We start from the raw sequence: 14,405 nt of genomic DNA on the forward strand, positions 1-14,405 counted from the left end.
TTGCACGCAACTCCAATCTTTTCTTGTTTCTAGTCAATTCAAGTATAAAAGAATTGGATGTTTGCGTGTATATTTTTATGCGCAAATTGTGTGGGAACCCCAACATTTAGTATAGAGCCCTAATAAGATAAGAACGTATAAAATGATGTGCTTATGTAACGAAATAACCGAATAGCCACGTTCGACGCATCATCCCAGCAACGATGCGCCTTTAGAAATGCGTCCTAAGATAAGGCCTCATCGGTTCCTCACAAAGAGGAAGACCGACTAAAAACGGGCTTGCCGTCCAGACGTCGACATACCCCTGTTGTAGTGGCATGATTCCTTTATCTCGTAAAAATGCGTTGTAATCTCCCACGGTCTAAGAAGGGAAGATGTAAGCTGAACAAATCGAAGCGGTAGGTAACAGCACTTAAATCCTCGATTCGTTTCAGGGCTTTTAGGTCATACCCTGATGGAAGGTTCACTTTATCTTTTGTTGATTCGTTCCATTCGCTACGTTGCTAAACGGGCGCGCTTCGCCTTTGTTCTGTACTTAACAGGAAGGAGAATATGTCAAAATCATGACAGACTGTATTCTTTTTGTCATGATTTTGGCATATTTTGTTTGGATGTGTTTGTAGATGGGAATATAAGAGTGTGAAGTTAAAAGTCCTGAAAGGGGTTTTTGCAATGAAAGAACCTAAGGTGCTTGTTTATATAAGCAATAACAGTAAAGAATGCGGAAATGTAATACAATTTTTACAAGAATGGCATATCACGTATCAAACCAAAAATGTCAATGAACACCGTGCAAATATGAAAGAACTACAAAAATTAGGGATATATGGTACACCAGCTATATTTGTTGATGGTGAAAAAGAGCCAATTCTCGGCTTTCAAAAAAATAAATTAAAATATTATCTTGGTTTAGCTGATAAATCTATGACTTATTACAGTTCACTGTTTGATGGCTATGAACAGAAAAGCGATAACAATCACAGGTTTTAGAAAAGTAGCATAAGCTGTAAAAAAGGTGCAGAAGGTGTGAGTTTTCATGTATCATCGACCTTATTTTGATTATTCGGCACATTATGATCGTCCTATCCATTTAGATGTAACGCAAATGGGAGCACAGGGGGATTTTCAACCCAATAACCCTTTTTATTATCAATCTCCGTACGAATTTTTTGCAAAGCCGCAACAGCCAATGAGTTGGCCTGGAACCAACTTTCAAACATCCAATATGCAACAGGGTTTTAATGCACAAGCCTCACAGCCAAACATGCAACAGGGTTTTAATGCACAAGCCGCACAGCCAAACATGCAACAGGGCTTTAATGCGCAAGCCGCACAGCCAAACATGCAACAGGGCTTTAATGCGCAAACTGCACAGCCAAATATGGAGCAGAATTTAAATATGCAAGCGAATCAGTCAGCTGGATCTGGGCAATCATTTGATTTGGATAAGATGCTGTCAACAGTCGGACAATTGGCTAATACGTATCATCAAGTTTCCCCTATTGTGAAACAATTTGGCTCATTCATTAAAGCATTTAGGTGAAAAAGCTGATGGCAGTTATCGTCGGCTTTTTTATTGTATAGGAAACTTTAAAATGAGGTGCTTGGAGATAAAGAAATAACCGAATAAGCCACGTTGGGCTCCACCGCCCAGCAACTAGGACTTCACGAATCGCCCTACGATAAGTCATCATTGGTTCGTGCCTCACCATGATTCCTAAAACCTTAGTTGCTTCGCTCTAGTCGCTACGTTGCTAAACGGGCGCCCTGCGCCTTTGTTCTGTTCAAGAAAAATTTCCATAATAAGTATGACATGTTTACGTTAAGAATAGGGAAAACAAAGAATGGATGGAAAGGAGAAATGAGATGGTAGCTTGTTTAATTATTCATGGATATACGGGAGGACCTTATGAAGTAGAACCGTTGGCTGATTACTTAAAAGACCACACAGATTGGCGTATAACTGTCCCGACTTTGCCTGGGCATGGACGGAAATTAAATTTGCAACATGTTTCCCACGACGAATGGTTGGAGGCTGCAGAACACACACTGCTGCAGCTGAAAGAAAGGTATGAGACTGTCTACCTCATTGGTTTTTCAATGGGAGGTATGATTGCGGCATATTTGGCTGCCAAATATCAAGTAGAGAAGCTTGTGCTTTTAGCAACCTCTGGTAAATACTTATCGTTTAAGCAGATCGGAATAGACATAGGTGGATTTATTACAGATGCTGTCAAAGGCAAACTAGGAGAAAACAAATTGTTCAGACATTATAAAAGAAAGTTTGGTACAGTCCCTTTTCGAGCAAACATTGAATTTTTGAAGTTAGTACGATTTACAAGGCGATACTTAAATAAAATTCAATCCCCAGTGTTAATTGCCCAAGGTCAGCAAGATGGAATGGTGCCATATAAAACAGCGTATTATTTAAATAAAGAAATTACATCTGAACAGAAAGAAGTTGTGTTTTTTGAACGGTCTAAACATTTAATCTGTTTAGGAGAGGACAAGGATGCACTAAATCAAATTGTACATGCTTTTCTGGATAGACCAAAAGCGGATACATTTTCATACAAATAAAGAGTCTGGACAGGTGAGACATACCAGACTCTTTTGTTTTCTTTGATATAGCACAACTCTAGATAAAGTTTGGCTTATATTCAGCTCATGTGCTAAACGGATTACTTAGAATGCTTAAAGAAAGAAATAACGAGTGCACCTTCCCCACCATACGTAGATATTAAAGGACCAGTGTCCATAATCAGCGCATCCTTAAACGGATATTTCTCACGTATTTCACTTAGCACCTTTTTAGCTCGTTCCTCTGCATTACAATGTGATAAAGAGATTACTTTATCTTCTACGTTTTTTGTATATTCACCAATTTGGTCGATAAAGCGTCGGATGGATTTTTTGTCCCCTCTTACTTTTTCAGTAACTTCGATTGCTCCATCTTTACTTGCTCGCATGAGTAGTTTAATGTTTAATGTTTTGGCAATTTTTCCCTTCACTTTATCCAGTCGTCCACCTTGAATAAGGTTTTCCAACGTTTTTAAAACGAATAAAGTAGTCGTTTGCTCTGCCCTTTCCTCAAGGTGATCCACTAATTGAGCAAAGGTATAATTTGCTTCTATTTTTGAGATAGCTTCATATAGCAAAAGAGCAATTCCACAAGAAGCAGTTTTTGTATTGATGACAGCAATAGTGCGCTCCGGTTCTTCATCCAAAAGCAATTTCATTCCGGCAATTGCGTTCTCATAGGTGCTGCTTAACCCTTTCGTTAAGCTGAGCATCAGGATTGGGACTTCTTTATCAATTTGTTTGTAAGCCGAGTAAAAATCATGCGGACTTGGTGCCGATGACCTTGGCAGTTCATTTGTTTCAGCAATTTTTTTATAAAAGGATGGTAAATCTAAATCCACGCCACTTCTATATTGACCGTCACTAAAATGTAAATAAAGTGGTACTTGAATGATATCGGTCTTCTTCCTTAAACGCTCAGGGATATCCGCTCCACCATCTGTCATAAGTTGAATGTTCATAAGTTTACCCTTCCCTCCATCTTATCTGTTTTAATCATGCTGCTCTTTTTTGGAAATTGTTAAAGTAGTTTTACGATTGGTGCTTAATACAAACAAAAATAATCCAAATAATACGATGGTCCCTCCCAGTAGCTGGGAGGCAGTAATAGTCTCATGTAAAACAATGTATGCTAAAAATGAGGCACCTATTGGTTCAAAAACGATCCCCATCGAGATGGTAGAAGTACTCAGCCATTTTAAAGCCCAATTAAATAATGTGTGGCCGAAAAAAGTTGGTATAATCGCCAATGCAATAAAAATCCACCAATGATCAGCTGGATAGCCAACAAAAGAATTCCCAATGATTAAGTTATATAGGATCAATGTGATGGAGCTTACGCCATACACGACGAATGTATAGGTCATTAAAGAAAGATTCCGGCGCACTCGTTGACCGAGTAAGAAATAGACTGTTACGGTTATCGCCCCAAGTAATGCTAAAATATCTCCGAACAGGGCCATACCGCTTATTTGAAAATCTCCCCAACTAATGATCACACTACCAATTAGAGCAATCAGCATACTAATAATTGCTCCATAAGAAAAGCGCTCCTTAAAGAAAATATATGTTCCTAGGAAAGCGAAAATTGGCTGGAGCGTTACTAAGACTACAGAGCTTGCCACCGATGTGTAATTCAATGATTCAAACCATAATATAAAATGAAAAGCTAAAAATATCCCTGCGAGAATGGATAATACCCAATCTTTTTGATCAATTTTCTTTATTTCATGGCGGTATTTTGCCAGTATTATTGGAACCATTAGAAGTACAGCAAATAAAAGGCGGTAATTTGCGATCATTGCAGCTGGTGCTTGATCTGCTAATTTAACAAATACTGCTGAAGTAGAAACAGAAATAACACCAATTCCTACCGCAACGTATGGGTTAAATGGAGGAAGTCGCATTTAAACCCTCCTTGCTACATTTTAAGTTTAATTAAATTGTTGTGCACATCCCATATATTTTATCATGGTCTGAATAAAAAATCATTTATCTAATTAGTATCCTTGGTAAAAATATGTTATGATATTCTTTGCATGAGATCACGTGAGGCCTCTTACCATTTCGGTGAAGCCTTTTTGTACTTTAGGTTGGATAGAAACACGTTCTATAGTGGATGTGTGTCCAAAAAACATGGGAAAACAGCTAATGTTTTTAATGATTTTTGGACAATCTATAAAAAATGTGAATTTAAAAAAATAGTGGTGTTTAAAGGGTAGAAGATGTATACATTAGCTAAGCCTATAACGTAATGCTGCTGCCTTCTCCAACAGGCATGCCAAATCTTAGACGGTGCAATATAAGCGTGTAAGTACGTGATTATATTTTAAGCCGCTAAAATAAGCTGAAGGTCACATGGCGTGTCACATGGACGAGACTTTTTGAACACTCCTCTTATATTTCCGTTAATAATCTGTGACTATAATGATGAGCAGGACTAAAGTATATAGAAGCGACCAAGGCCTCTTACAATAAAATTTTTAACATTAAAGGAGTAGAGGAATAGGTGACAACATTTAAAGAACTGGGTATTTCCAATCCAATTATGAAAGCATTAGAAAGAATGGGGTTTGAAGAAGCAACCCCGATTCAAGCTGAGACCATTCCAGTTGCCTTAGAAGGCAATGATGTAATTGGACAAGCACAAACAGGAACAGGAAAAACGGCTGCTTTTGGTATTCCAATGATTGAAAAGCTGGATCCAAAAGCACGTAAAATTCAAGGTCTCGTTGTTGCTCCAACGAGGGAATTAGCGATCCAAGTAGCTGAAGAATTAAATCGACTTGGAAAAATAAAAAAGGTCCGTGCATTTGCGGTTTATGGCGGACAGCATATGGAACGTCAAATTCGTTCATTGAAAGATGGTCCGCAAATTGTTGTAGCGACACCAGGAAGATTATTAGACCATATGCGCAGGAAAACAATTCGCACGAATCATATTCAGACAACCGTTTTAGACGAAGCGGATGAAATGTTAAATATGGGCTTCATCGATGATATCCGCGAGATTCTTAAGGCGATACCAGAAGAAAGACAGACGTTGTTATTCTCAGCAACGATGCCTAAGGAAATTCGTGATATTGCCACTAATTTAATGAACAATCCGAAAGAGATTAAGATTAAAGCCAAGGAAATGACGGTTGAAAATATTGATCAATATTTTATTGAAATACCAGAGAAATTTAAATTTGATACGTTAAATAACCATTTGGATATTCATTCTCCGGATTTAGCGATTGTTTTTAGCCGCACTAAAAAGCGTGTAGATGAAATCACAGAAGGCTTACAAGCTAGAGGCTACCGAGCAGAAGGAATTCATGGTGATTTAACACAAGGAAAACGGATGTCGGTATTGAATAAGTTCAAAAATGGTCGAGTAGATGTATTAGTTGCAACAGATGTTGCGGCGAGAGGGTTAGATATTTCCGGTGTTACACATGTGTATAATTTTGACATTCCGCAGGATCCGGAAAGCTATGTGCATCGTATCGGAAGAACAGGACGTGCTGGTCGTACAGGGGAAGCGATCTCCTTTATAACTCCAAGGGAATTGGCTCATTTACAATTAATTGAGAAAGTTACCAAAAGTAAGATGAAACGATTAACACCACCTACGAATCATGATGCACGAAAAGGGCAACAACAGGTGACGATCAGCAAAATTATAGAAACAATCGAAACAAAAGATTTAAATGCTTATCACCAAGCCGCGAACCAATTATTGGAAGACCATGATTCAGTTTCTGTTATTGCTGCTGCTCTGAAGCTATTGACGAAAGAACGGAAGGATACTCCTGTAAAAATTTCTTCTGTTGCGCCCGTTAGCGTGAAAAAAGCGAATAATGTAAAAGACAATCGCCGTTCGAATAATAAACGTTTTTATGGAAAACGTGGTCAGAACAATCGCGGAGGTCAAAGCGGTCGTAATCGAAAGGGCAATTTCCAAAAACGTAGAAACCGTGATAATTAATTACTAATAGTGAAAAAAGCTTCTTTACATGAAGGAGCTTTTTTGGTATCTACAAACAATATCTATGTTACATATGGTATGGGTAGTAGTTTGTAACTTGTTTAACGCATCTGTTGCGGAAACTGGTACGTTTATCTTAGGACAGTATGTATGGCGTTAAACAAAGCTGTACGTATCTATTCGTGAAGCTTGTATACACGTGCAATTTAGGATGAACACAATCGCTACATTTGCGGTAATCCTATATGTAATAAAGTAAAACATCATTTATCTATCTCTTAAGGAATGAGCGTTAGTTTGCAGGGGTAATTTCAGGGCCGCTATATTCCTTATACTTATTGTATTGCTTCCTATCAGTTTACGTACATTACATTCGATAAATTAAAAACTAGGGAAAAAGATCTGGTTTTAGAAACTATTTTGTACGATATAACGTATAATTAGGAAGGATTGTCACCTTATAAAAATTGACAGTCAAACTAAATTTGATAGAAAGGGGAGATAAGATGCGACAACCTCCAAAGCAGGAAATTGATAAAGATGCAATAAAAGTATGGAAAATAACGGCAGCTATTTATAATGGAATAGTGTGTTTACTTGCAATTGGTGCACTTATCGTTAGCATTATTTTGGACTGGCCTCTTTGGTATAGTATTATAGCTATAATTGCTTCCATTATTATAGCATATGTATGTATATTTATTCTTCCAAAGCTTCGCTGGCGACGATGGAGATATGAATTATTTGAACAGGAAATCTATATCCAATACGGTATTTTAATCATGTCAAGGACGCTTATCCCTATGGTGCGTGTGCAGCATGTTGATACGCAACAGGGACCGCTCTTAAAACGGTATGATTTAGCAACTGTAACCATCTCGACTGCGGCAACAACACATGAAATTCCTGCATTAAATGAAGCAGATGCTTCTTTATTACGAGACCGTATTTCCGAGCTTGCAAGGGTGGATGAAGAAGATGTCTAAACCAAAACGAATGCATCCAATGGTTATTTTTTTTCAAGTCTTTCGATCACTTAAAGAAACGATTTTACCGTTTATCGCAGCGATTATTGCTATTCCTAAAGCGTATTTCTTTTATGTAATAATTGGTCTTATCGTGGTTGCATTATTGTTTGCGATTTTTAGCATGGTCTCGTGGCTACGATTTACCTACGAGGTAACTAGTGAAGAATTACGGATTGAATCAGGAATATTTATTCGCAAGAAACGGTATATTTCCAAAAGTCGTATTCAGTCGATTGATATATCGGCAAATGTAGTGCACCAGCTGTTTAAATTGGCTAAGGTGCAAGTTGAAACAGCTGGATCTGGTGCTGAGGGAACATTAACAGCAGTGAAGTTAACGGAAGCAGAGGGTTTGCGAAGAGAGTTAAAAGGATTTCAAAATACTCTTGCGGATGCAGAAGCTGAAGAGGCAGCTGAACAACAACGAACCTTCCCAGTCTATCAAATATCCAAAAAGCGGCTGTTTTTTGCAGGGTCAACATCAGGAAGTATTGGTGTATTAGCAGGACTAATTGCCTTTTTAGTCTCGGAAATGGAACAATTTATACCGAACCGTTATTATGATAATACAGTAGAATGGATAGTTGAGCTAAGTATTGTATTGTTAATTATTGTTATTATTGTTGGCTTATTATTATTGTGGGTATTAGGGATTGCTGGAACGATGATTAAGTATTGGAACTTTAGAATTGAAAGACACGAAAATGAATTATTTATCACTCGTGGTCTGTTAGAAAAAAAACAAACAACGATTCCTTTAAATCGAATTCAGGCGATAGGCATTAAAGAAAACATTATTCGTCAGCCTTTTGGCTATGCTACGGTATTTGCAGAAGTTGCAGCTGGTAGTGTAGAGGAATCGAATGAATTTTCTTCTACTTTATTTCCAATGCTGAAAACAGAGGAAGTAGAAGATTTTTTAGCCCTTATACTGCCATCCTACGCGCAGTTAAGTGAGGAATGGAATACGGTTCCAAGAAGAGCTTTAACGTATTATTTGTTTCGTGCATTGATCCCTATAAGCTTAATTAGTATTCCGATAATTATTTTCTTCCCAAGTTTTATATGGGCGACAGTGATCCTGCTGTTATTTGGTCTATCTATAGGCTACTTAAGCTTCCGAGATACGGGTTTTCAACTTGATAAGCACCGAATGCTGCTGCAGTATCGAAAAGTGAATAAAATGAAAATAATTGTTTTTCATAAGCGAATTCAAGCAGTGGAGAAAAAGCAGCATATCTTGCATCGAAAACAACATTTAGCAACGATGGAAGTATCTATACTTGGTACGAATAGTACAGGAGCACATTACCGCTTAAAAGAGTTGGAAGAAGTTGATGCCGATCAAATAGCTGATTGGTATTCACATAGGAAGCGTGCAGAGTAGGAAAAGGATTTGCACAGAAAATGATTATCCTGTATATAAGTGCTGTAAGACTCCCACTCATTAAACTAGGTAATCTGTTCTGCAACATACGTAAGAGATAGCAGCACCTAAATGCTCGAGTTCGTAGGGGCCTTTAATTATACCATTGTGGTATTAACAAGCTGTGGTGGGGATGAATGAGAGTCCCTCCACTGATAGATGATTCACTTTATCAGGAAAAATAAAAATAAATAGTAACTAAAAAGCTTACAGATGAAACTGACGTAATAGTATTCCAATTGGTTAAAAGAGATAGAGACATAACTAAAACAGCTGATTAAAAAAATGAAATCAACCCTCCGTTATGTATACGCAAGTTTTTAGTTTAGTAAAATGTGTAGATCCTGCTGGTACGGCACGAGCTGAAGATCTTGCAGGAAAACGATGTTTCTTTTCCGAGAGAGCTGAGGAGACTGCGGAAAGCGAAGTATTTTTGACAGAATGATGTTAGGGTTTTTCATACAAACAAGCCGAACAATCCATTTATAAATTGTTCGGCTTGTGCTATATCGTATTTGCTTGTTTCAATGTTAGCTTCTTGCTAACGTTAATATATCAAAGGGAGTTTCGAAAATATAACGTGCCGATGGATAATTATTGGTTGATGCAACTCCCCAAGCAGCTAGCCCAAAATCTACTCCTGCGGCTGTTGCACAGTGCATATCATAAATAGAATCACCAATGTAAATGGCATTCTCTTTTTCGCAAGCTAGTAATTGTAGTGCCAAATTTAATGGATCAGGATTAGGTTTATGTTTTTCGGTATCATCTGCGCACACGATGGCTTGAAAATGATGGGCAATATCTAATTGATAAAATCCAGCTTGCATTTCTTTTTGATTTTGTGAAGTAACAATCGCTGGTTTAGGTAATTGAGAAATTACCTCTATTACACTGTCAAATAACGGCACATTACTCATGAAAGGCTTTTGTTTTTCAAGCCAAGCCTCTAACGTCGTTGGAATATCAGCAATATTTAGTATTTCAAGCGTACGTAAGCCTGGGATACCTACAGAAAAACGAAGCTCGTTTATTGTTTTGTTAATCCCGTTTTCGGATAAGGTAGCTTGTAATGCTTCAAGTCCAATTCTTTCTGAGTCAATAATCGTGCCATCTAAATCAAATATAAAAGTGGAATACAATTTTTTCATCCCCTATTCAATTATGATTAATTGTAGTTTAGCGGATGAAATGCATTTCAGGTCAATAGTGAAATACTCATCCCTGCTTCCCATGGCTTCTTAAAGCAGGGACTTCTTTTGATAACTGCTATTTTAATACCACTAAGCTAGTCCTATTATTCCAAGAGTTTATATGGACAACAGCTAATAAGCGTATGCTTCTTTTTTTGGGCAAGAAAAGAAAGTATAGAATGAGGTGCTTTGAGATAAAGAAATAACCGAATAAGCTACGTCAGGCGCAAGCGCCCAGCAACTAGGCAACTTCACGAATCGCCCTCCGATAAGTCATCATTGGTTCGTATCCTCACCATGATTCCTAAAACTTTAGTTGCTTCGTTCCAGTTGCTACGTTGCTAACCGGGCGCCCCACGCCTTTGTTCGTTTTTCTAATGTTCCGTGCAGAGTTATAATCTCTTACGATGTTCTGCTAGCACATGGATAGGTACGTTCAAATAATGCGATTTCTCTAAATTAAAAAATAATGATCAATTGATAATACTCATTACGTCCTCGGTAGCTTTTGCAATAAGTTCTTCACTTCCTTCAGCATCTTCTTCATCCCGGCTAGAAAGAACAGCAAGAATAATCGGATCTTCATTTGGTGGCCAAATAATAGCTATGTCATTACGTGTTCCATAGGATGCAGCCCCTGATTTATCTCCAACTTCCCATCCTTCCGGTACTCCTGCTCGAATTAAATTATCTCCTGTTGTATTTCGTTTAAGCCAATTTACTAATAGATCCTGTTTTTGCTTCGTTAGTACGTCCCCCATTGTGAAAGCTTGAAGGCTTGTTGCGAGTGCTTTCGGTGTGCTTGTGTCCCTTGTTTCTCCAGGTTTTACCTTATTTAATTCAGGCTCTATTCTTTCCGGTTTTGTCACATCATCTCCAATGTCGCGAAGTGCTTGTTTAAAACCTGCAGGTCCACCGATTCGTTTCAATATGTGGTTAGCGGCAGTATTATCACTATATCGCATGGAAGCATCACTAAGTTCCTTCCATGTCATCGGTTTATTCACATGTTTTTCAGTAATTGGATTATAATTTACAAGATCGTCTTCTTTGATCAAAACAGTTTCTTCTAATTGGTCGACATTCATCTTTTGCAGCAGTACACCTACAGCAAGTACTTTATGAGTTGAAGCATAAGCAAACCGTTCTTCTTCCCGATAAGACACAGTTTGCCCTGTACGAGTATCCATGGCATATATACCAAGCTTTGCATCATATTCTTCCTCTAATAGGCGAAAAGCATCTTTTTCAATTTCTGGTGTCGACTCTCTGCTATATTCATTACTAGCTGGTTTTGCCTTCATTTCTCCACAACCAACAAGCGCAAGAAAAACAAAAAATAAAGTTCCAATAATTTTCGTATAATGTAGCATTTTTATCAAAACCTTTCCGTTTTTTAATTTTTATATTCATATTGCAAAATAAGATTTTTACCTTTTTTTGGAAATAACAACCATGGACTACATGTGTAATCTAATATTACATATGTAGTCCTCGCTGTCAAATAAAATGGCAGCTCATCATTTATTCCGTATATAAGGTGCTGTAAGTTTCCCACCTTGGAAATATCTGTACAGCAACAAGTCTAACTGGGAGATAGCAGCACCTAAATGCTCTATTTCGTAAGCGGATCACGTCAAGAGTGGAAGAGATAGAAGTATAAATGGTAGTTAACTTCACCTAAATTCTTGTTCGTTCGAGGGAGGTAGAATGTTAATCGCGAGAAGCGGTGCAACAGGACAAAAAACTTGGAATCGGTACCTCTTACACATATAAAAAATGTTTTTTCAAGGACAGCAACGACCCAAGATGGGGGGTGGAAGATAAATGCTACTGATTAGACATTCACTTTATACATGCTCATGTAGAGGAGCGTTGGATGATTTCAAAAGGGATTTCTACTTTATCTAATGTTCGGTTTACAGCAAGCTCAAAGGCCTGCTCACCTAAGTCTGCAAGTCGATGGTTAACGGTTGTAATTCCTAAAGCTTCTCCAATTGGTTGATTTTCTTGTCCTACAATTGCAACCTCTTTGGGAACTTGCAGTTTGTTATTCTCACAGTATTGGAGAATTCCACCTGCTACTTCGTCCCCGTTAGCATAGATTGCGGTAGGTCGGTTTTTTCGGTTCAAAAGTATTTCTGCAGCTTTGTAACCATCCTTTAAGCAAAAGCAATTACCAACGTGAAATGGATGGTACATTTCTCCAATAATGTTCTGATAAGCTTTAATTGTTTGTTTTGTACTTTTACTTTCAATTCCTCTTGCCGTTGTAAAACCAATTCTTTGATGCCCTTTCTGTTTCAGCATCTGAAATGCTTCTAAGTATGAGGCGAAACGGTCTACATAAGCACAGCCTATTTCTTCTCTTTCTGTGTATTCACATGAAATAATTGTTCCGTATTGTGAAAAAGGAATAATTTTGTCCCAATGATTTGCTTTTGACGTTATGATGAGAGCATCAAATTGTTTGCTTTTCAACATAGCCAAATATTCCAGCTCTTTGTTTTTATTATATTTAGAAGGAAGTACAGTTACTAAAAAATCTAATTCACTGGATTTGTTTAGAATACCATGCAGCATTTGATCAAATGCCTGATTATTGTTATAGGGGATAATAACACCTATTCTTTTCGTTTCTCCACGTATTAAATCAATAGCGTTATTGTTAGGTGTATAATTAAGTTCTTTAATAATTTGTTTCACCTTTAATCTTTTCTCTTCGGAAACATAGTTATAATTATTTAATACTCTTGATACCGTTGAGACAGAGACACCAGCTAATTTTGCTATATCATGAATGTTCGTCATTACTATGCTCCTTATATCAAAATAGGCGGCTAAATAAGCCAAGCAAAACTAGAAAACCTAAAATAATCCACCAAATATTTTTAGTGAAGGAGCGCGGGAGACGCTTTTTGTTCCAGCGGTTTGGATCAAATTGGATATCATCATCATCTCTGTAACGGTTGCGTCTTGCGATGGCTGCCCACGGGTTATAGCTATTTGCACCTGCTAAAACAACGGGTGCTATAATAAGACCGCCAAGGAAACCGAAAATATGGCCGGAAACATTAATGCCGGGATTGAAGAATGTCATGACTAGACCAATAATTAAAATAGTAGTAACCATTTTCGAACTAATTTGGTCGATAAGGTGTTTTCGAAATAACACCATAAAAATATAGATGCCGAATAGTCCAAAGATTGCGCCTGATGCTCCTACATGGTTATAGTATAAATCTTCCACGAAATAAGTCCCTAGATTACCGAATATACCAGCAAAAAGGTAGCCAAGGATAAATTTGGTTCTCCCAAGCATTTGCTCTAAAGCAGGACCAAATAGAACAAGGGAGAAGGAGTTAAACAGTGCATGCATTAAATCAACATGGAGAAATATCGGGGAAATTAATCGCCAATATTCACCTTGCTCGACCCAATAATTACTTCCACTCCCTAATTGGTAAAGCCATATACTAAACGGTAATTGCAAAAGGTTAATCACTAACCATAAACCTAAGTGAACGATTACTAGCGTGGACACGATTGGATAGGATTGCATAAATTCTTTAATACTTCTTTCATGTCTTATAAACATTTGATTCCTCCATGGAATAGGTTTTTAAAATGCTTTACAAGGTGTATGATAGAATTAAGCTCACAGGAAGTTGGTTTAGCTAATTTGGTTGCTTTTCTATTTTTTCAGCATACACGTTTATAATTAATTTTATCCTACTAAATGCTATTAAAAAAGTCGAATAAAAATGACAAATGAAGGTTTTTTGTAACGGTTTTATAACAAGTAGATATATTTTACATTTAAAGGAATGATGCAAATCGTCGAACATATCTTTTCATGGAGCTGTACACATGCTGCTCAGTAACCGAGTAGTAAGTATTTAAGCTTAGAAAAAAAGCTGTTTTGAGCTTTATGAACATGAGAGAAACGTTCAAAACAATGTTTGTAATCGTGACATCAACTAATAGGCCGTAAATAAACATTTAATTTTTCTCGTATATAAGTTGCCGTAAGACTCCCACTTCAGGGGGTGGATAATCTGTACAGTAACGAGTCTAAGCGGGAAATAATAGCACCTAACCTATGTCGTAAGCGGACTTTAGGACAAGCCGTGTTGGAAGAATGAAATTCCCCATGGGTGGAAGATTCAGTTTATAATCTACTTCAATCACAAGCGAATTGTAGC

The 14,405-nt window shown here is 37.5% G+C and carries 12 protein-coding genes; 6 read left to right on the top strand and 6 right to left on the bottom strand.

Features of this window, described 5'->3' with window-relative positions:
- The first annotated feature begins 672 nt into the window (after window positions 1-672).
- The 3 genes from D1839_RS17680 to D1839_RS17690 all read left to right on the top strand — a co-directional run bounded on the left by D1839_RS17680 (window position 673) and on the right by D1839_RS17690 (window position 2,580).
- Window positions 673-990, top strand: coding sequence for a glutaredoxin family protein (locus D1839_RS17680; RefSeq protein ID WP_120381137.1), 318 nt, complete (start codon window positions 673-675; stop codon window positions 988-990).
- Between the two features lie 46 nt (window positions 991-1,036).
- Window positions 1,037-1,543 (top strand): hypothetical protein, encoded by a 507-nt coding sequence (locus D1839_RS17685; RefSeq protein WP_120381138.1) that lies wholly within the window; start codon window positions 1,037-1,039, stop codon window positions 1,541-1,543.
- 323 nt (window positions 1,544-1,866) lie between these two features.
- Window positions 1,867-2,580: an alpha/beta hydrolase gene (locus D1839_RS17690; RefSeq protein ID WP_120381139.1), complete on the top strand. Its 714-nt coding sequence runs from the start codon at window positions 1,867-1,869 to the stop codon at window positions 2,578-2,580.
- A gap of 101 nt (window positions 2,581-2,681) precedes the next feature.
- On the opposite strand, the gene D1839_RS17695 is transcribed toward D1839_RS17690, so the two are convergent.
- Both D1839_RS17695 and D1839_RS17700 read right to left on the bottom strand, forming a co-directional pair.
- Complete coding sequence (locus D1839_RS17695; protein WP_120381140.1) at window positions 2,682-3,542, bottom strand: DegV family protein; 861 nt, start codon at window positions 3,540-3,542, stop codon at window positions 2,682-2,684.
- Between the two features lie 30 nt (window positions 3,543-3,572).
- Window positions 3,573-4,487 carry a DMT family transporter gene (locus tag D1839_RS17700; RefSeq protein WP_120381141.1) on the bottom strand — a complete coding sequence of 305 codons (915 nt, stop codon included), beginning with the start codon at window positions 4,485-4,487 and terminating at the stop codon, window positions 3,573-3,575.
- Between the two features lie 602 nt (window positions 4,488-5,089).
- Here D1839_RS17700 and D1839_RS17705 point away from each other — a divergent pair.
- From D1839_RS17705 to D1839_RS17715, 3 genes are all read left to right on the top strand, one after another.
- Window positions 5,090-6,553: a DEAD/DEAH box helicase gene (locus D1839_RS17705; RefSeq protein WP_120381142.1), complete on the top strand. Its 1,464-nt coding sequence runs from the start codon at window positions 5,090-5,092 to the stop codon at window positions 6,551-6,553.
- A gap of 506 nt (window positions 6,554-7,059) precedes the next feature.
- Window positions 7,060-7,539 carry a PH domain-containing protein gene (locus D1839_RS17710; RefSeq protein WP_120381143.1) on the top strand — a complete coding sequence of 160 codons (480 nt, stop codon included), beginning with the start codon at window positions 7,060-7,062 and terminating at the stop codon, window positions 7,537-7,539.
- A complete protein-coding gene (locus tag D1839_RS17715) occupies window positions 7,532-8,968 on the top strand; it encodes a PH domain-containing protein (protein WP_120381144.1) in 1,437 nt (478 codons plus the stop codon). Before D1839_RS17710 ends, D1839_RS17715 begins: the two co-directional genes overlap by 8 nt.
- A 569-nt stretch (window positions 8,969-9,537) precedes the next feature.
- On the opposite strand, the gene D1839_RS17720 is transcribed toward D1839_RS17715, so the two are convergent.
- The 4 genes from D1839_RS17720 to D1839_RS17735 form a co-directional block, all read right to left on the bottom strand.
- Window positions 9,538-10,149 (bottom strand): HAD family hydrolase, encoded by a 612-nt coding sequence (locus D1839_RS17720; RefSeq protein ID WP_120381145.1) that lies wholly within the window; start codon window positions 10,147-10,149, stop codon window positions 9,538-9,540.
- Window positions 10,150-10,673: 524 nt separating this feature from the next.
- Window positions 10,674-11,573 carry a class A beta-lactamase gene (bla, locus tag D1839_RS17725; protein WP_120381146.1) on the bottom strand — a complete coding sequence of 300 codons (900 nt, stop codon included), beginning with the start codon at window positions 11,571-11,573 and terminating at the stop codon, window positions 10,674-10,676.
- 487 nt (window positions 11,574-12,060) lie between these two features.
- Window positions 12,061-13,011 (bottom strand): LacI family DNA-binding transcriptional regulator, encoded by a 951-nt coding sequence (locus tag D1839_RS17730; protein WP_120381147.1) that lies wholly within the window; start codon window positions 13,009-13,011, stop codon window positions 12,061-12,063.
- A gap of 16 nt (window positions 13,012-13,027) precedes the next feature.
- A complete protein-coding gene (locus D1839_RS17735) occupies window positions 13,028-13,798 on the bottom strand; it encodes a rhomboid family intramembrane serine protease (protein ID WP_120381148.1) in 771 nt (256 codons plus the stop codon).
- Between the last annotated feature and the right edge of the window lie 607 nt (window positions 13,799-14,405).

The sequence above is a fragment of the Roseburia sp. 1XD42-34 genome, from assembly GCF_009917385.1.
Taxonomy (GTDB): domain Bacteria; phylum Bacillota; class Bacilli; order Bacillales; family Amphibacillaceae; genus Virgibacillus.